Raw genomic sequence first — 18476 nt, 5'->3', positions numbered from 1 at the left:
CGATGAAACTGGCGATGAAGTTGCGGACTCGCTTGTTCCTGAGCATTTCCGCGCTGATCACCGTGGCCTTGCTCGGGCTGATGCTCGGGCTGGTCAGCGTGATGCAGATGGCCGGGACTCAGGAGGCGCTGATCCGCAACAACTTCGTCACCCTCGATCTGGGGCTCAAGCTGCGGCAGACGCTTGGCGATCAACTGATCATGATGCTTGCCGAGAAACCCGATCCCGTGGCGTTCGAAGCATCCAAACAACGCTATTTCGAATTGCTCGACGAGGGTATCGCCCAAGAGCAGAAAAACGACAATCGCCAATATGGATTCAGTCAGGCGAAGAGCGATTACCTGACCTTCCTTGAGGCGTTCGATATCTCCCGCGATCCGGGCGCCGCCCTGAGTGGTAGTGGCGACTTGCGCGAACGATTCAACACCCTGCGTAACGGTTTGATCACCGAGCACAAGCACGCGCTGGATAACATCAACGCTGTCCAGCACGCTGCCCGTGACCGGGCGCTGCTGATTTCCGGCCTGCTCGGGCTGGTGGGGCTGGCAGTGCTGATCATTGGTTTCGTTACCGCCCAGGGCATTGCGCGGCGTTTTGGTGCGCCGATCGAAGCGTTGGCCAAAGCGGCGGACAATATCGGCCAGGGCAATTTCGAAGTGACCCTGCCGGTGTCCTCGGCGATGGAGATCAATCTGTTGACGCGCCGCTTCGGGCTGATGGCCGAAGCCCTGCGCGAGCATCAGGCGACCAATGTCGACGAACTGCTCGCTGGCCAGCAGCGCCTGCAAGCGGTACTCGACAGCATCGATGATGGTTTGCTGATGATCGACCGTCAGGGTCGTCTGGAACACTTGAACCCGGTGGCCCAGCGACAATTGGGCTGGGAAAGCGACCGTTTCGGCGAGGGCCTGGGCACAGCGCTTCAACGTCCGGAGCTGGATGCACAACTTCAATTGGTATTGCGCGGCGGCACCCTCGAGCGGGCGCCGGAAGACTTGAGCATCGAGGTCGATGGCGAGTCGCGCCTGCTGACCTACAGCCTTACGCCGGTCAGCCATACCCAGGGGCATATCCTAGGCGCCGTGATGGTTTTGCATGACGTCACCGAGCAGCGCGCCTTCGAACGGGTGCGCAGCGAGTTCGTGCTGCGCGCGTCTCACGAATTGCGCACACCGGTCACGGGCATGCACATGGCTTTCGGGCTGTTCCGCGAGCGGGCTAAGTTTCCTCCGGAGTCGCGCGAGTCCGACCTGCTCGACACGGTCAATGAAGAAATGCAGCGCCTGATGCAGTTGATCAACGATCTGCTCAACTTTTCGCGTTATCAGAGCGGTTTGCAGAAGCTCACGCTGGCGCCGTGCTCCATCGAGGATCTGCTGGAGCAGGCGCGTTTGCGTTTCGCCGATTCGGCGGCGCAGAAGGGCGTTGCCTTGAAGGTCGAAGCCCAAGGCCCGCTGCCACGCTTGCAGGCGGATCAGGCGCAGCTCGATCGAGTCCTCGACAACCTGATCGACAACGCCTTGCGCCACACGGCGCGCGACGGTCTGATCCGCTTGCAGGCCCGGCGCCATGGCGAACGGGTGATCATCAGCGTCGAAGACAACGGCGAAGGGATTGCCTACGGTCAACAAGGGCGGATCTTCGAACCGTTCGTTCAAGTCGGGCGCAAGAAGGGCGGAGCCGGGCTGGGTCTGGCGCTGTGCAAGGAAATTGTGCAGTTGCACGGTGGGCGGATGGGCGTTTACTCGCGGCCGGGGCAGGGCACGCAGTTCTACATGGCGCTGGCGGTCTAGGCTTCGTCGTCGATCCGGCGGCCGGCGAGCCGCCGTCCACGAGTGATCAGTTCAATGAACTGCACCGCGCTCAAGGCGTGGGCGAACAGCCAGCCTTGACCGAACTTCACACCTTCGCTGCTCAGCAGCTCGGCCTGGGATTCATATTCGATCCCTTCGGCGATCACCTTCAGGTCCAGCGCCTGGGCCATGTGAATGATGTGCGGCGCGACGCCGCTGCTGGCGGCGTCATGGCCGAGGGCGTCGATGAAGGCCTTGTCGATCTTCAGGCAATCCACCGGCAGGGTTTGCAAATAGGCCAGGCTGCAATAGCCGGTGCCGAAATCGTCGATCAGCACCTGATGCCCGACATCGCGCAGCGCCTGCAGGTTTTCCCGGGCTACCACCACATCGATCAGGCCGCGCTCGGTCACCTCGAAAGCAATCTGCCGCGCCGCCACCCGATGCAGGGTCAGCAGCCGCGCCATGACCTGGCCGATGCGCGGCACCATCACGTCGCAGGCGGCCAGGTTCACCGAGATGTACAGCTGCGGATTGGCCCGCAGCAACTGACCCAACTGCTCGAGCAGGCGTTGCAGGACGAAGTCGGTCATCTGGCGAATCTGTCCGGTGTTCTCGGCCATCGGGATGAACAGGTCGGGGCTGGTCAGCGTGCCGTCCGGCCGGCGCCAGCGCAGCAAGGCTTCGGCACCGACGCAGTTGCGGCTGTCGAGATCGAAGATCGGCTGATAAAGCACCTGCAACTCGCCACGGCGGATGGCGCCGTGCAGCTCGGCGTCGAGCGACTGGCGCTGGCGCACGACCCAGAACACCAGAACGCCCACCAGCGCACCGAGCACCAGACAGAAAGGCACCATCCACCACCAGAGCTCCGGAATGTGCATGCCCGTGCGCGGGCTGATCAGCACCAGTTGGTATTCCGGGTTGTCAGTGGGCATGCGGTAGATCAGGTGTGACTGGGTGACTTGCAGTGCGTTCGGGGTTTTCGGCGGCCAGGGCTCGGTGGGCGGCCAGACCTGTGGAACGCCGAGCACCGGAATCGCCCGGGTCCCGTGATCCAGCACTACCAACAGGCTGCTGCCGGGCAACAGGTCGACCATGTCGGTGAGATGTCCGCGCGAGGTGGCTACGCGAAAGTTGCCGCGCCCGAGCATCAGCGCTGCGCGGTTTTCATCGGGTTCGGTGGTGGTGTTCAGCCAGTAGCTGTAGGTCGGGCCCTTGATGTCCGGAGGACGGACCACCGACAGGCCTTCCTGGCGCGGACGGTTGGAGCAGATCCGCGTGGCGTCCATGTAGGCCGCTTCATAGACGAAGCGGTAGTTGAACGTCACTTGCTGCAACGTCGCGATCATTTCGTCGTCGCAGCTGCGCAAGGGCTGGGCTTCGAGGTCGTCGAGGCTTTCGCGCAACTGGCCGAACAGTTGCTCCAGACGCGCCAGGAAGCGCTCGCCCTGGGCGTTCATTTCCTGGCTTTCGCTTTGTTCGACCTGGCGCATGGCCACGAACAGACCGCCGGTAATCAGCAGGCTCGCACTGAGGACAGCCGCGATCATCGCCAGAAACCAGGGGCGATAAAACCAGCTACGCAGCGTCTCTCGGGTAGCAACCATCATGGATATCCGAAGAATTACCAATGAGTTATAGCTGCTGATTGCGTTTTCGCCCTGACCGTCGGGCGGGCGTCATTATTTTGTCTGATTAAGCACCAGCAGCAACGCTGCTGTTTGCGCATCCGGCGTGCCGTCAAAGCGTGTAGGGCGGTAGTGCATCTGGAAGGCCGCGAGCACATGCCGGGTCGCCACATCCAGCTCGCCGGTCTGTGGCGTCGAGTAGCCCAGGCGAGCCAGTTGGCTCTGGAACCAGGTGATGCTCGGCAGTTCGGCGTCGAACTGCGCCTGTTGGCGTGCCACGGCTTGTTCGTTGGGCCAGAGCCCCAGCCCTTCGGCTGCCAGGCGCTTCCAGGGGAACAGCGGCCCCGGGTCGAGCTTGCGCAGCGGGGCGATGTCGCTATGGCCGATGATGTGGCGCGGGCTGATGCCCTGGCGTTTGCTGATGTCCTTGAGCAGAACGATCAGCGACTGCACCTGGGCTTCGCTGTAGGGATACCAGAGGCGACCGGTCGGTGTGTCCTTGAAGCCCGGATTGACGATCTCGATGCCGATCGAGCTGGAGTTGAGCCAGGTACGACCTTGCCATTCGCTTTCGCCGGCGTGCCAGGCACGCAGGTTTTCGTCCATCAGTTTGTAGATGGTGGCGTTTTTGTCGTCGCCGATCAGGTAATGGCTGCTGACCTCGCCGTGGGTCAGCAATTGCAGCGAGCGTTCCAGCGATGCGGAGGTGTAGTGCACGATCACAAACTGTACGCGACTGTCGTGATTGACCGAAGGATGGCTAGTGTCAAAACGCGGGCCGCTGGCACAACCGGCCAGGAGGATCAGCGACGCGAGCAGGGTAAAAAATTTCATGGCAGAGGGCGGTACACGCAAGACGATAATGCAACAGTGTAACGTATCGCCTTGGGCTACGACGCTTGAATGGCTGATTTAAACAATATGGAACAATTGCCTCAGCCCAGCTCCACCCGGTTTCGCCCTGCGTTTTTCGCCCGATAAAGCGCCTGATCGGCTCTTTTGAGTACCAGATCGCTGTGCTCACCCGCCCGGAACGTCGTCAGACCCATGGAAACGGTGATCGTGACGCGCTCACCCTTGAAGTGAAATGGGCAGGCTTCGATGGCCGCACGCAGGGTTTCCAAAAACTTGGCACCGACGGCGGGCGGTGTTGCCGGCAGCAGTAATACAAATTCCTCTCCGCCAAACCGGGCAATGAAATCGTTGCCACGCATACGCTTGCGCAGCACCGTGGCGATGATCTTCAACACCTTGTCGCCCGCCAGGTGGCCGTAGTTGTCGTTGATCCGTTTGAAGTGATCGAGGTCGAGCATGGCGAGGCTCAAAGTGTTGCCGTGCTGCTGCCATTGGGCAATCTCATGTTCGAGCCGTTCGGTCCAGGCGGCGCGGTTGGGCAAGCCGGTGAGCGGATCGATCAGGGCTTTCTGGCGCTGCTCTTCAAGGTGTTCGCGATAGCCCAGCGCTTCCTGCTCCATGTGCGCGACGCGCTCGGCCAGGCTTTTCAGGCGCACAGCCACTTCCTGCTCCCGGGCGTCACGCTGTTTCTGATGCTGATCCATCGTGCCGAGCAGGCCTTCGAGGTGGTTTTCCAGCACCTGCTTCAAATCGTCCAGATCGGCCGCTTCCTGCACGCTGTTCTGCAAGCCGTCGACCTGCTCGCGGATCTGCGTGTCCATCGCCCGCGCTGCAGAACTGTTGTCGGCGTGGCCTTCGCTGGCGGCCTGCAGATTGCTCTGAAACGCTTCGAGCCGCTCGTTGAGTTGCTGCAAATAAGCTTCGAATTCGTGCTGGCCGCTGTCGGTAATCGCCAGCATCAAAGTCGCCAGATCGTCGAGGATCGGCAACAGTTCGTACCAGTTCAGCCCATTCTTCAGCCGGTCGCGCATCGCCTCTGCTTGCGGGCGGTGGCGCTCCGGCAAGGTCAGGTCGTCCAGCAACCCGATCAGCGTGTCTTCGATGTGTTTGGCGACCGAACTGTAGGACGGTTCCGGCGAGTCCGGCAGGGCGTAAAGGATATCGTGCTCGGATTGCTCCGGATCGATTGCGGCCAATGCCTGGGCGATGGGCTCGGGGATGGGCAGGCTGTCGAGGATCACGGGCGGCGGGGTATCGCCGGGGTGGATCAGTTCGTCCGGGTTGATGGCTGTTGGCACTGCCGGCGCGAAAACCGGAGGAGGCGTAAAGGCCTGCGGCTCCGGTTCAGGCTCGGCGGGTTCTGGTTCGCTGGGGGCGGAGGGGGATTCGGTGAGGATTCTGGCCGGCTCGAAGGCCACCACCTCCGGCTCCGCATGATATTCGGGGGTTGGCGCTGGAGTTTTCGCGGGTTCGGCCACGGGGGCGGCGACCGGTGCTTGGCTGACGGGCGCAGGGGCGACCGGTTCGGCGGTGGTGACAGGCGCTTCCTGCAAGGGCGCGGTTTCATGCGTGACGGGCGGTTGTTCTGTTTGTGCCGGTAGTACGACCGCCGCGGGCTGCATCACTGGAACAGGCGCTTCCTCGTTGTCGCGGCTGCCGAACAGACGCTGCAACAACCCCGGTCGTCCCGGTTCCGCCGGCGTCTCCAGCTGGCTCAAGGCCTTGCCTTGCAAGCCGCTGAGCTCGCTGAGCAACAGCGGCATTTCCCTTGCCTGACTTACCCGGCCGTCCAGCTGCTTGGCGAATTTCTTCAGCGGCTGGGCCACATCTCGGGGCAGCGGGAGAGATTGCAACTGAGTAACCAGCGCAGTCAGTGCGGTGCTGACCTGTTCGATCCGGGTTTCCCGGCGCTGCTCGGAATCGAGCACGGCTTTTTCCAGGCGAGGGAGCAGGGCGGCGAGGCCGGCGTCCATGTCATCGGTGCGCACCACGTCGCGCATCTCTTTCATGCATTGATCGACCACGCGGTCGGTGCCCTCCGCCGCCAGGGTGCTGCGCACCAGACCACGGCGCAGCAGGTCGAGCCGGGCGTCCCATCGACGTTCAAGCTTTTCCTGTTGTTCGATGCTTTTGAGGTATTTCTCTTTCCAGCGCTGGGCTTCGTCGCTCATTCAGGGGTTCCGCGAAGGGCAGTGCTCAACGCGGGCAATGCATCGGCCGTGAGCGAACCCGGCAGACGAATCTCTACCGCGACCGGCAGGTGATCGGAAATCGGTTGTGCCAGCACTTCGACCTTTTCCAGGGTCAGGGTCGGGCTGAGCAGAATATGGTCCAGGCAGCGCTGCGGGCGCCAGCTGGGGAATGTCGCTTCGAGTTGCGGGGCCAGCAGGCCGAGGTCGCGCAACGGCGAGTGTTGTAGCAGATCGCTGGCGTGGGTGTTCATGTCGCCCATCAGCACCTGATGCTTGTAGCCGCCGATCAGTTCGCGGATGTAGGCCAGTTGCATGCTGCGCACCCGGGCGCCGAGCGCCAGGTGCATCATCACCACCACCAGCGCTTCCGGGCCTTCGCCGAAGCGCACCAGAATCGCACCGCGTCCCTTCGGACCCGGCAGCGGATGGTCTTCGATCGCCCACGGCCGCAGGCGACTGAGCACGCCATTGCTGTGCTGGGCCAGTCGGCCAAGGTTGCGATTGAGTTGTTGATACCAGTAGGGGAAGGCGCCGAGCTGGGCCAGGTGTTCGACCTGATTGACGTAGCCTGAACGCAGGCTGCCGCCATCGGCTTCCTGCAGAGCGACCAGATCGAAGTCGCCAAGCAGATTGCCGATCTTTTGCAGATTGCTCGAACGCCCGGGGTGCGGCAGCAGATGCTGCCAGCTGCGGGTCAGGTAGTGCCGATAGCGCTCGGTGCTGATGCCGACCTGAATATTGAAGCTGAGCAAGCGCAGACGGCTGTCTGCGGGCAGGCCCGTCGATTCCAGGTGATGCTCGTTGACCTGCGGTTCATGCAGGCCAACGACGCGTTCGGTTCCCCAGCGGCGCATGGCGATTGCCGCGCTTAGTTGGCGGCTGCCTTGTTGGCCGCTCGCTCTTTGGCCACCAGTTGATCAGCCAGTTTCAGTGCCTGTTCGGCGCCGCCGGCGGAGCCGATATCGAAGCGGTACTTACCGTTGACGATCATGGTTGGAACGCCGGTGATTTCATATTTCTTGGCCAGTTCGCGGGCTTTCACGATCTGCCCTTTGATCGCGAACGAGTCGAAGGTCGCCAGGAACTTGTCCTTGTCCACGCCTTGAGTGGCGAGGAAGTCGGCCATGTCGTTCTTGTCGGTCAGCTTCTTGTGTTCTTTCTGGATGGCGTTGAATACGGCAGCGTGCACGTTGTGCTCGACGCCCATGGCTTCCAGGGTCAGGAACATCTGGCCGTGAGCGTCCCACGGGCCACCGAACATCGCAGGAATGCGTACGAAGTTGACGTCGGACGGCAGTTTTTCAACCCACGGATTGATCACCGGCTCGAACGCGTAGCAATGCGGGCAGCCATACCAGAACAGCTCGACCACTTCGATCTTGCCAGGCACGGCGACCGGCACCGGGTTGCTCAGTTCGACATAAGGGGCAGCAGGGGCTTCGGCGGCCTGGGCGGTCACGCCGAACAGGCTGGCAGCGACGAGGGCGGCGCTGATGATCAGATTACGCATGCTTTACTCCTGGACAATTTTGGTCGCCTCGCGCGACCTGTTTTCAGACAGATCCTGGCGGGCATGAGTTCTGTAGTGTAACGGCAGCGGCCACAAAAAAGGGCGGCCAAAGCCACCCTTTTTATACTTGCTGCAACGGATTAATCGAGCGTTAACGTGGCAGGCGTTGGCCATCGCACGCGACGCTTGAATCGCGCGTCTTAGTGCAGGCCCTGAATGTAGCTGGAGACTGCCGCGATGTCTTCGTCGCTCAGCTTGCGGGCGATGGTGCGCATGGTCATCGCGTCGCCGTCGTTGTTGCGGCCGGCTTCTTCCTTGCGGAAATCGGTCAGCTGCTTGGCGATGTACTGAGCGTGTTGGCCACCCAGGTGCGGGAAGCCGGCGGCTGCGTTGCCGGCGCCGTTCGGCGAGTGGCAACCGGTGCAGGCTGGCAGGCCTTTCTCGAGGTTGCCGCCACGGAACAGGGCTTCACCGCGAGCGACGATCTTCGGATCGGCGGCGCCGACGCTGCCTTTCTGGCTGGCGAAGTAGGCGGCGATATCGGCCAGGTCCTGATCGCTCAGGTTGGTCAGCAGGCCGGTCATTTCCAGAACGGTGCGCTTGCCCGACTTGATGTCGTGCAGTTGCTTGGTCAGGTAGCGTTCACCCTGTCCGGCCAGTTTTGGAAAGTTTGGCGCCATGCTGTTGCCATCCGGGCCATGGCAGGCGCCGCATACGGCGGCTTTGGCCTGGCCTGCGGCTGCATCACCGGCAGCATGGGCGAAGCCTGAGATTCCCACGGTCAACAGCAGACTCACGATCAGTTTGTTCATCAGCTAATCCAACTACGGCTAAGGGTTAAGAGTTATGGACCGGGCTTACTCTCGCTCATCCAGAGGATGAGGGCCTGGTAATCCTCGGCACTGCAGTCCATGCACAAACCACGCGGCGGCATCGCCTTGAAACCCTGGGTCACGTGTTGCACCAGCGTCTCCATACCTTTCGCCAACCTCGGCGTCCAAGCTTCCTGATCGCCTCTTTTGGGCGCCATGGGTAGTTGGCCGGAATGACAGGCTCCACAAACACGGTTGTACACGGCTTCCGGATCCTGTGTAGCCTGTGCGCTGTAAAGCGGCATCAAGACTCCGGCAGCCAGCAGCCATTTCGTCATAAAACGACCTTTTCAGGGTTGAGAGCGTTCTGCGTTCTAATGCGCAATCAAGGTCTGTCGCTCTCGTGAACTTCATCCTTCGCTGGGACAAAGCACACACAAAATCTGCGGCATTATATACTGGCGTCACTGAAACGGAAGCGACACCGCGTTCCGCGCCTAATCCCGGCGCCGCCCACATCGGAAATCCCATGCAACTCAAGAATCCCATCCTCGGCCTGTGCCAACAGTCCACGTTCATGCTCAGTGCCGCCAAAGTCGATCAGTGCCCCGACGACGAAGGCTTCGAAGTGGCGTTCGCCGGTCGTTCCAACGCCGGTAAATCCAGCGCACTGAACACTTTGACTCACGCCAGCCTGGCGCGCACCTCGAAAACCCCGGGTCGCACACAGCTGTTGAACTTCTTCAAGCTAGACGATGAACGGCGTCTGGTCGACCTCCCGGGCTACGGTTATGCAAAAGTACCGATCCCGCTGAAGCAACACTGGCAGCGTCACCTGGAGGCTTACCTCGGTGGCCGCGAGAGTTTGAAGGGTTTGATTCTGATGATGGACATCCGTCATCCAATGACCGACTTCGACCTGCTGATGCTCGACTGGGCCGTTGCGGCCGGCATGCCGATGCACATCCTGCTGACCAAGGCCGACAAACTGACCTACGGCGCAGCCAAGAACACGCTGCTCAAGGTGCAGTCGGAAATCCGTAAGGGGTGGGGCGATCAAGTGACGATCCAGCTGTTCTCCGCCCCGAAACGCATGGGTCTGGAAGAGGCCTACACTGTGTTGGCAGGCTGGATGGAACTGGCAGATAAAGGCGTGGAAGCGGCGGCAGAGTAAGGGATTTCAAAACTGTCTGTGGTGCTGTCAGGCAAGGCAAAAGCACTGCTAAAAAGCGGAGTTTAGGGGACCTAAATGAGCATTTTTAGCAGTGCTTTTAACGCAGTATGACGGCGCCACAGGCAGTTTTGAGGCAAAAAAAAGCCCCGGACTTCATATGGGGAGGGAGAAGTTCCGGGGTTTAAGTTCCGAACCGCTAGGGCGGGGTTCAGATATCTGCCAACACTTAACACAACATAGGAGCATCGAAGGGCTTCACCAGCCATTCAGTATCTCTGAGTGCCTTGGCGCAAGATTAGTTCAGATTCTTTTCAAAAAACTTTGGAATAAGCTCAAGAACGATCAGGCCTAAGCGCTTTTCAATGCCTTTGCCGCGACGCTCGGTCGCGGCAAAGTCCCGTTCCAGAGGCCTCAGTGCGCCTCGTCCCAGTTGTTGCCAATCCCCACTTCCACCAGCAACGGCACGTCCAGTTTTGCCGCTTCGCTCATGTGCACACGAATTTCTTCGCGAACCCGATCGACCAGATCCTCGCGAACCTCCAGCACCAGTTCGTCGTGCACCTGCAGGATGACTTTGGCGTCCAGCCCGGAAGCGCTCAGCCAGTTATCCACTGCCACCATGGCTTTCTTGATGATGTCCGCCGCGGTGCCCTGCATCGGCGCATTGATTGCCGTACGTTCGGCGGCCGCGCGTTCCTGCGGCTTGTTGGAGTTGATGTCCGGCAGATACAGGCGACGACCGAAAATTGTTTCCACAAAACCTTGATCCGCAGCCTGGGCGCGGGTGCGATCCATGTACTCGCGCACGCCCGGGTAACGCGCGAAGTAGGTGTCGATGTAGGCCTTGGCGGTCTTGGTGTCGACGCCGATGTCCTTGCCGAGCTTCTGCGCGCCCATGCCATAGATCAGGCCGAAGTTGATCGCCTTGGCGCCACGGCGCTGGTCGGACGTCACTTCGTTCAGCTCGACCTTGAACACTTCGGCCGCCGTGGCGGTGTGTACGTCCAGATTGTTGCGGAAGGCATTCATCAGGCCTTCGTCGCGGGACAGGTGGGCCATGATCCGCAGTTCGATCTGCGAATAGTCCGCCGCCAGCAGTTTGTAGCCTTTCGGCGCAACGAACGCCTGACGGATGCGTCGGCCTTCAGCAGTACGCACAGGAATGTTCTGCAGGTTCGGATCGCTCGACGACAGGCGACCGGTCGACGCAACGGCTTGATGGTATGAAGTGTGGATACGCCCTGTACGCGGGTTGATCTGCTCCGGCAGGCGATCGGTGTAGGTGCTTTTCAGCTTGCTCATGGAGCGGTGTTCCATCAGCACTTTTGGCAAGCGGTGATCGTCTTCGGCCAGTTTCGCCAGCACTTCTTCGGCGGTGGACGGCTGGCCCTTGGCGGTCTTCTTCAGCACCGGGAGGCCGAGTTTCTCGTAGAGGATCACGCCCAGTTGCTTCGGCGAGCCGAGGTTGAACTCTTCACCGGCGATCTCGAACGCTTCGCGCTCCAGCGCGACCATCTTGTTGCCCAGCTCGATGCTCTGGATGCCAAGCAGTTCAGCGTCGACGAACGCGCCCTGGCGCTCGATGCGAGCGAGCACCGGCACCAGCGGGATCTCGATATCGGTCAGCACGCTTGCCAGGCTCGGTATGGCGCTGAGTTTTTCGAACAGCGTCTGGTGCAGGCGCAGGGTCACGTCGGCATCTTCGGCGGCGTAAGGCCCGGCCTGTTCCAGGGCGATCTGGTCGAAGGTCAGCTGCTTGGCGCCTTTGCCGGCGATGTCCTGGAAGCTCACGGTGGTGTGATCCAGGTACTTCTGCGCTAGGCTGTCCATGTCGTGACGGGTGGCGGTGGAGTTGAGTACGTAGGACTCAAGCATCGTGTCGAAGGCAATCCCGCGTACGGTAATGCCTTCATTCTGATCACCGCCGATGGCGCAATTGGCCAGGATGTTCATGTCGAACTTGGCGTGCTGGCCGATCTTGAGCTTGTTCGGGTCTTCGAGGATCGGCTTGAGCGCGCGCAGCACGGTGTCGCGATCCAGCTGCTCCGGTACGCCGATGTAGGAGTGGGTCAGCGGGATGTAGGCCGCTTCGTTGGCCTGTACCGCGAAGGACAGACCGACCAGTTGTGCCTGCTGGGCGTCGATCCCGGTGGTTTCGGTGTCGAAGGCGAACAGCTTGGCGCTTTTCAGCTTTTCCAGCCAGACGTCGAATCGCGCCTGATCGAGGATGGTTTCGTACGCGGCTTCAGCCGGAGCGGCGGGCGCTTCCTCTTCGGCAGGCGCGCTGAATAGATCACCGGCCGGCGCAGGCTCGGCGGCCGCGCTCAGTTCCTGGCGCTTGGCATCGCGATCCAGGTCATTCAGCCAACTCTTGAATTCCAGCAGGGTATACAACTCGTAAAGTTTGGCCGGATCTTCCGGACCCATTTGCAGGTCGTCGAGGCCGATATCCAGCGGCACGTCGACCTTGATGGTCGCCAGTTGATAGGAGAGGAACGCCATCTCCTTGTGCTCTTCGAGCTTGGCCGGCAGGGTCTTGGCGCCACGGATCGGCAGGGTCGGCACGATGTCGAGCTGCGCATACAGCTCGGTCAGGCCGCCGTTGACGCCTACCAGCAGGCCGGAAGCGGTCTTCGGACCGATGCCGGGAACGCCGGGGATGTTGTCGGAAGAATCGCCCATCAGGGCCAGATAATCGATGATCTGCTCCGGAGCGACGCCGAATTTCTCCTTCACGCCCTCCACGTCCATCGAACTACCGGACATAGTGTTGACCAAGGTAATGTGGCCGTCGACCAGTTGCGCCATGTCCTTGTCGCCGGTAGAGATGATCACCGGACGATCGGCGGCCGCGCTGCTGCGGGCCAGGGTGCCGATCACGTCATCGGCCTCGACGCCTTCGACGCACAGCAGCGGGAAACCGAGGGCGATCACGCTCTGGTGCAGCGGCTCGATCTGTACGCGCATGTCGTCGGGCATGCTTGGGCGGTTGGCCTTGTATTCGGCGTACATTTCATCTCGAAATGTCCCACCCTTGGCGTCGAACACCACAGCGAACGGGCTGTCCGGATACTGCTTGCGCAGGCTCTTGAGCATGTTCAGCACGCCTTTGACCGCACCGGTCGGCAGGCCTTTGGAGGTGGTCAGCGGTGGCAGCGCGTGAAAGGCGCGGTACAGGTAAGACGAACCGTCCACCAGGACGAGGGGGGCTTGGCTCATGAGCAGAATCAACCTTTTCGGCGGGCCCGGCGCTAGAATAGCGGGACCGTTGACGACAAAGGGACAAGGTTATCATGCGTACGTTAAATCGCTTGCTGCTGGTCAGTCTGATTGCTGTCTCACCGCTGGCCGCGATCGCGGCGGATGATGCGCCATCGTCGGAGCCGGAAGTTACCATCAGCACGCACACGGAAGGCGACAAGGTCATTCAGGAATACAGCCGCAGTGGATTCGTCTACGCGATCAAGGTCACACCGAAGGGCGGTAAACCCTATTTCCTGGTGCGCGCCGATGGTACGGACGCGAACTACATCCGGTCCGACCAGCCGGATATGCTGATTCCGTCGTGGGAAATCTTTACCTGGAAGTAAGTTTCCTGACTTTTAATCGGCGCCGTTTGATGGCGGCGCCAGAACTGAGCAGTTTTTAACCATGTCTGTGTTCACCCCCCTGGCTCGGCCCGAGCTGGAAACCTTTCTCGCCCCGTACGGGCTCGGCCGTCTGCTCGATTTCCAGGGGATCGCCGCCGGCAGTGAAAACACCAACTTCTTCATCAGCATGGAAAAGGGCGAGTTCGTCCTGACCCTGGTCGAGCGCGGCCCGGTGCAGGAAATGCCGTTTTTCATCGACCTGCTCGATGTCCTGCACGAAGCCGATCTGCCCGTGCCCTACGCACTGCGCACCACCGACGGCGTGGCCCTGCGCGAGCTGAAAGGCAAACCGGCGCTGCTGCAACCGCGTCTGGCCGGCAAGCACATCAAGCAGGCCAACGCCCAGCATTGTGCGCAGGTCGGTGAGTTGCAGGCGCACCTGCACCTGGCGACCCAGGGCGACAACATGATCAAGCGCAAGACCGATCGTGGCCTGGACTGGATGCTGGAAGAGGGCACGCAGTTTCTTTCGCACCTGAGCGATGAACCTCGTGCGCTGCTGCAAACCGCGCTGGACGAAATCACCCGACAGAAAGAGAAAATTCTCGCGCTGCCACGGGCGAACATCCACGCCGACCTGTTCCGCGACAACGCGATGTTCGAAGGCACGCATCTGACCGGGCTGATCGACTTCTACAACGCCTGCTCTGGTCCGATGCTTTATGACGTGGCGATTGCCCTGAACGACTGGTGTTCGGACGATGACGGCCTGATCGACGGCCCGCGTGCGCGTGCGTTCCTGGGTGCCTACGCGGCACTGCGACCGTTCACGGCGGCCGAGGCCGAGTTGTGGCCGACCATGCTGCGAGTGGCATGCGTGCGGTTCTGGCTGTCGCGCCTGATCGCGGCGGAATCGTTCGCCGGGCAGGACGTGCTGATCCACGATCCGAAAGAGTTCGAGCAGCGTCTGGCACAGCGTCAGACGGTCAGTACGCCGCTACCTTTCGCCCTGTAAAAGAAAAAACCGCAGCCTGTGCAGGCTGCGGTTTTTTTGTATCAGAGCGATTCGAGACAACCCGCCAGATCATTCCCCAGCTTCTCCAGCACTTGCTCATAACCCTGAGCCGTCGCTGGTGTGTACCCGCCCAACGCATCCAGTTCCGCCAGTTTCACCGGCAGGCCAGCCACCAGGGTTTCGGCCAGACGTGGACGCAGCGGCGGCTCACTGAACACGCAGGTCTTGCCGACTTCCTGCAAACGCGTGCGCATTGCCGCCACATGCTGGGCGCCCGGCTGCACTTCCGCCGCGACGCTGAACACACCGGTGTGTTTCAGGCCGTAGGCGTCTTCGAAGTAGTCGAAGGCTTCGTGGAAGACGAAGTAGGGTTTGCCTTCAATACCGGCCAGACGTTTCTTCAAGCGCTGATCCAGTGCATCCAGACGCTCGTCGAACGCTTTGGCGTTGCTCTGATAGCGCTCGGCATTGGCCGGGTCTGCAGCGCTCAGGTCAGCGGCCATTTTGTCGGCAATAACTCGCGCGTTCACCGGCGATAGCCACAGATGCGCATCGAGGCTGCCCGGACGATGATCGTGGTCGTGTTCGTCGGCTTCTTCGGCATGGGAATGACTGTCTGCGGCGAAGCGGCGCAGTTTCATGCCCGGCAGGTCCTGTACCGCGACGCTCGGCAACGTACGACCGTTCAGCACGCGAGGCAGGAAACCTTCCATGTCCGGGCCGATCCAGTATAGCAGGTCCACCGATTGCACCTTGCGTACATCGGATGGGCGCAAGGCGTAGCTATGCGGCGAAGCGCCCGGTGGCAGCAGCACTTCCGGAATCGCCACGCCGTCCTGCACCGCGGCGGCAATCAGTTGCAGGGGCTTGATGCTGGTGAGGACTCTGACCTCGGCCTGAGCCGGACCGATCAGCAGAAAACCGGTGATGAATACGACAAAAACAGAAAAAAGTCGGGACACGATGACCACTCAATGAGGCGAGAACGGGTAACATAATAACGTCTCTAACCAAACTCGTCGCCACTCATGCCTATTACACCGATTGCCAGCCGTCCCCACGACCACTCGCACTGCGTTCACAGCGCGCTGTCCGAGGCCGATGCCCTGTGTGCACAGAAAGGCCTGCGCCTGACCGCGCTGCGCCGGCGGGTGCTGGAACTGGTCTGGCAGAGCCACAAGCCGCTGGGTGCCTACGACATTCTGGCGGTGCTCAGCGAGCAGGACGGCCGCCGCGCCGCGCCGCCGACCGTGTACCGGGCGCTGGATTTCCTGCTGGAAAACGGTCTGGTGCACCGCATCTCCTCGCTCAACGCCTTCGTCGGCTGCGTTCACCCGAAACATTCGCACCAGGGCCAGTTTCTGATCTGCCGTGAATGCCACGCCGCCATCGAACTTGAGCAAAAAACCATCAGCGACGCCATCGTCCACAGCGCCAAGGATGTCGGCTTCATCGTCGAGGCCCAGACCGTCGAAGTGGTCGGCCTCTGCTCCGGTTGCCGGGGGGCTTGATGAGCGATGCGCTGATCCGTCTGGAGCAGGTGGCTGTCCGGTTTGCCGGGCAGAACGTGCTGGACAACATTCACCTGAGCGTCGAACCGGGGCAGATCGTCACCCTGATCGGCCCCAACGGCGCCGGCAAGACCACGCTGGTGCGCGCCGTGCTCGGGCTGCTGAAACCCGACAGCGGCAGCGTCTGGCGCAAGCCGAAACTGCGCGTCGGTTACATGCCGCAAAAACTTCACGTCGATCCGACCTTGCCGTTGTCGGTGCTGCGCTTCCTGCGTCTGGTGCCGGGCGTCGATCGCCCGCGTGCGCTGGCGGCACTCAAGGAAGTCGGTGCCGAGCACGTCATCGACAGCCCGGTGCAAAGCGTTTCCGGCGGTGAAATGCAGCGCGTGCTGCTGGCCCGGGCGCTGTTGCGCGAGCCGGAACTGCTGGTGCTCGACGAGCCGGTGCAAGGCGTCGATGTCGCCGGGCAAGCCGAGCTGTATAGCCTGATCACCCGTCTGCGCGACCGTCATGGCTGCGGCGTGCTGATGGTGTCCCACGATCTGCATCTGGTGATGAGCACCACGGACCAGGTGGTGTGCCTCAACCGTCACGTCTGCTGCTCCGGGCATCCCGAGCAGGTCAGTGGCGATCCGGCCTTCGTCGAGCTGTTCGGCAACAATGCGCCGAGCCTGGCGATCTATCACCACCATCATGACCACGCCCACGACCTGCACGGTTCGGTGGTCAAGGGGCCTTTGACAGGCCAACCTCACGTTCACGGAGATAGCTGCAAGCATGGCTGATTTTCTGTTCTACGCCCTGCTTGCAGGTCTGGCGCTGGCGGTGGTCGCGGGGCCGCTCGGCTCGTTCGTGGTCTGGCGGCGCATGGCCTATTTCGGCGACACCCTGTCCCACGCCGCTCTGCTCGGCGTGGCGCTGGGCTTTCTGCTGGATGTCAGCCCGACTGTCGCGGTCACCGTCGGCTGCCTGCTGCTGGCGGTGTTGCTGGTGACTTTGCAACAGCGCCAGCCGCTGGCGTCCGACACGCTTTTGGGAATTCTCGCACCGAGCACGCTCTCCCTCGGGCTGGTGGTACTAAGCTTCATGCATGAAGTGCGGATCGACCTGATGGCCTATCTGTTCGGCGACCTGCTGGCGATCAGCCCGACCGATCTGGCGTGGATCCTCGGCGGCAGCGCGGCGGTGCTGGTGTTGCTGGTGACGCTGTGGCGGCCGCTGCTGGCGATCACCGTGCACGAAGAGCTGGCCAAAGTCGAAGGCCTGCCGGTGGCCGGTTTGCGCATGGCGCTGATGCTGCTGATCGCAGTGGTGATCGCCGTAGCGATGAAAATAGTCGGTGTATTGCTGATTACTTCGCTGTTGATCATCCCGGCGGCTGCGGCACAACGTCACGCCCGTTCGCCGGAGCAGATGGCACTGGGCGCGAGCGTGCTGGGCATGCTCGCCGTGTGTGGCGGGCTGGCGCTGTCCTGGTTCAAGGACACCCCGGCTGGCCCGTCAATCGTTGTGACGGCGGCCGCACTGTTTCTGCTGAGTTTTGTTCTGCCCCGTCGAGGGGTGTAGACTTGCTCGTTTTTTGCGCAAATAGAGAGTCGCAGGAATGAAGCCGTTCGCCTCCCGTTATCTGCTCCTTGTGGCCTTTTCAGTGCTGCTGGGCGCCTGCCAAAGCACGCCGCCGGTGGCCGAAGTCCCCGATGCGCGGGCCACGGCCATCGCACAGCTGGAGCAAAGCCTGGCCAGCAGCGAACTGGCCACTGCCGAAGACCAACTGGCAGCCTTGCAAGCCGAAACACCCAACGATCAATCCCTTGAGCAATACCAGCGCCAGTTGGCCGAAGCCTATCTGCGTCGCAGCCAGATCGTCCTGCAGAAGGGCGATGTGAATGCGGCCGCGACCGCGCTGGCCCGTGCCCGCGTGCTGATGCCCAAGGCCCCGGCACTGACCGGTGGCGTCAACGGTGCCATCACCGAAGCGCGCAAGGCCGAGCTGGAGAAAGCCGAAGCAGCGCTGCAAGCCGCCGAAGCCAAGCCGAAAGCCAAGGTGATCGATCCCACCGCCGAGAGCACCACGGTTGCGCTGAATATCACCGATAGCCGCAAACTTCGCCGCCAACTGGATGCGATCGCCGCCGATGTGGTGAATTACGACTGTGCGGTGAGCATTCAGGCCCCGCGCACCAATGATTACCCTTGGCTGGCGACGTTGATCACCAAGCGCGTGAAGAAGCTCGATCCGGAGTTCGATCTGCAGATCAAAAAGCAGATCCTGCGCAGCGTTCCTGCTCAAGTAGTCTTGAGTCCTCGCAAGCCATAAGAAATCGCGAGCAGGCTCGCTCCCACAGGTACAACATGATTCCTGTGGGAGCGAGCTTGCTCGCGATGACTATTTC

17 protein-coding genes are annotated in these 18476 nt (G+C 61.5%); 8 read left to right on the top strand and 9 right to left on the bottom strand.

The features are described 5' to 3' along the window. Positions 1-2: 2 nt before the first annotated feature. A complete protein-coding gene (locus tag GQX66_RS21460; protein ID WP_240871228.1) occupies positions 3-1793 on the top strand; it encodes a KinB sensor domain-containing domain in 1791 nt (596 codons plus the stop codon). Here the strand turns inward: GQX66_RS21460 and GQX66_RS21455 are convergent. The 7 genes from GQX66_RS21455 to GQX66_RS21425 all read right to left on the bottom strand — a co-directional run bounded on the left by GQX66_RS21455 (position 1790) and on the right by GQX66_RS21425 (position 9131). Continuing rightward, a complete protein-coding gene (locus GQX66_RS21455; RefSeq protein ID WP_240871223.1) occupies positions 1790-3406 on the bottom strand; it encodes an EAL domain-containing protein in 1617 nt (538 codons plus the stop codon). The two genes, GQX66_RS21460 and GQX66_RS21455, sit on opposite strands and share 4 nt — an antisense overlap. Positions 3407-3478: 72 nt before the next feature. Further along, positions 3479-4258, bottom strand: a complete 780-nt coding sequence (locus tag GQX66_RS21450) for an N-acetylmuramoyl-L-alanine amidase (RefSeq protein WP_115079834.1) — start codon at positions 4256-4258, stop codon at positions 3479-3481. A 101-nt stretch (positions 4259-4359) separates the two neighbouring features. Beyond that, a complete protein-coding gene (locus tag GQX66_RS21445) occupies positions 4360-6450 on the bottom strand; it encodes a diguanylate cyclase (RefSeq protein ID WP_129973329.1) in 2091 nt (696 codons plus the stop codon). After that, positions 6447-7325: an endonuclease/exonuclease/phosphatase family protein gene (locus tag GQX66_RS21440; RefSeq protein WP_011331775.1), complete on the bottom strand. Its 879-nt coding sequence runs from the start codon at positions 7323-7325 to the stop codon at positions 6447-6449. The genes GQX66_RS21445 and GQX66_RS21440 overlap by 4 nt, the downstream gene beginning before the upstream one ends. Before the next feature lie 14 nt (positions 7326-7339). Beyond that, positions 7340-7981 carry a thiol:disulfide interchange protein DsbA/DsbL gene (locus GQX66_RS21435; RefSeq protein WP_102688236.1) on the bottom strand — a complete coding sequence of 214 codons (642 nt, stop codon included), beginning with the start codon at positions 7979-7981 and terminating at the stop codon, positions 7340-7342. A gap of 200 nt (positions 7982-8181) precedes the next feature. Next, positions 8182-8793, bottom strand: coding sequence for a c-type cytochrome (locus GQX66_RS21430; protein ID WP_039764863.1), 612 nt, complete (start codon positions 8791-8793; stop codon positions 8182-8184). A gap of 32 nt (positions 8794-8825) precedes the next feature. After that, positions 8826-9131, bottom strand: coding sequence for a c-type cytochrome (locus GQX66_RS21425; protein WP_085690419.1), 306 nt, complete (start codon positions 9129-9131; stop codon positions 8826-8828). Positions 9132-9322: 191 nt separating this feature from the next. On the opposite strand from GQX66_RS21425, the gene yihA reads away from it, so the two are divergent. Next, on the top strand, positions 9323-9967 hold the full coding sequence (gene yihA, locus GQX66_RS21420; protein ID WP_102718519.1) for a ribosome biogenesis GTP-binding protein YihA/YsxC: 645 nt from the start codon (positions 9323-9325) through the stop codon (positions 9965-9967). 411 nt (positions 9968-10378) lie between these two features. Here yihA and polA read toward each other — a convergent pair whose 3' ends face one another. Further along, positions 10379-13186: a DNA polymerase I gene (gene polA / locus GQX66_RS21415; protein WP_240871222.1), complete on the bottom strand. Its 2808-nt coding sequence runs from the start codon at positions 13184-13186 to the stop codon at positions 10379-10381. Between the two features lie 74 nt (positions 13187-13260). Here polA and GQX66_RS21410 point away from each other — a divergent pair, with 74 nt between their 5' ends. Together GQX66_RS21410 and GQX66_RS21405 are read left to right on the top strand one after the other, a co-directional pair. Further along, positions 13261-13557 carry a DUF2782 domain-containing protein gene (locus GQX66_RS21410; protein WP_011331780.1) on the top strand — a complete coding sequence of 99 codons (297 nt, stop codon included), beginning with the start codon at positions 13261-13263 and terminating at the stop codon, positions 13555-13557. 61 nt (positions 13558-13618) lie between these two features. After that, the gene (locus GQX66_RS21405) at positions 13619-14572 is read left to right on the top strand and encodes a homoserine kinase (protein WP_085748044.1); all 954 of its coding nucleotides are present in this window, start codon (positions 13619-13621) and stop codon (positions 14570-14572) included. 41 nt (positions 14573-14613) lie between these two features. On the opposite strand, the gene GQX66_RS21400 is transcribed toward GQX66_RS21405, so the two are convergent. After that, the gene (locus GQX66_RS21400; RefSeq protein ID WP_240871215.1) at positions 14614-15534 is read right to left on the bottom strand and encodes a zinc ABC transporter substrate-binding protein; all 921 of its coding nucleotides are present in this window, start codon (positions 15532-15534) and stop codon (positions 14614-14616) included. Positions 15535-15600: 66 nt separating this feature from the next. On the opposite strand from GQX66_RS21400, the gene zur reads away from it, so the two are divergent. The 4 genes from zur to GQX66_RS21380 are packed head-to-tail and all read left to right on the top strand — an operon-like array spanning position 15601 to position 18400. Further along, positions 15601-16083 carry a zinc uptake transcriptional repressor Zur gene (gene zur, locus GQX66_RS21395; protein WP_011331783.1) on the top strand — a complete coding sequence of 161 codons (483 nt, stop codon included), beginning with the start codon at positions 15601-15603 and terminating at the stop codon, positions 16081-16083. Then, a complete protein-coding gene (znuC, locus tag GQX66_RS21390) occupies positions 16083-16868 on the top strand; it encodes a zinc ABC transporter ATP-binding protein ZnuC (protein ID WP_039764852.1) in 786 nt (261 codons plus the stop codon). Before zur ends, znuC begins: the two co-directional genes overlap by 1 nt. Further along, a complete protein-coding gene (gene znuB, locus GQX66_RS21385; protein WP_007954005.1) occupies positions 16861-17649 on the top strand; it encodes a zinc ABC transporter permease subunit ZnuB in 789 nt (262 codons plus the stop codon). The genes znuC and znuB overlap by 8 nt, the downstream gene beginning before the upstream one ends. 37 nt (positions 17650-17686) lie before the next feature. After that, complete coding sequence (locus GQX66_RS21380; RefSeq protein ID WP_240871203.1) at positions 17687-18400, top strand: PA5502 family lipoprotein; 714 nt, start codon at positions 17687-17689, stop codon at positions 18398-18400. Positions 18401-18476 lie beyond the last annotated feature (76 nt).

The organism is Pseudomonas sp. B707, from assembly GCF_022496685.1.
GTDB classification, from domain to species: Bacteria; Pseudomonadota; Gammaproteobacteria; order Pseudomonadales; family Pseudomonadaceae; genus Aquipseudomonas; species Aquipseudomonas paraglycinae.
Note: the sequence above shows the minus strand (reverse complement) of the source record. Positions and strands in the feature narration are given on the sequence as shown.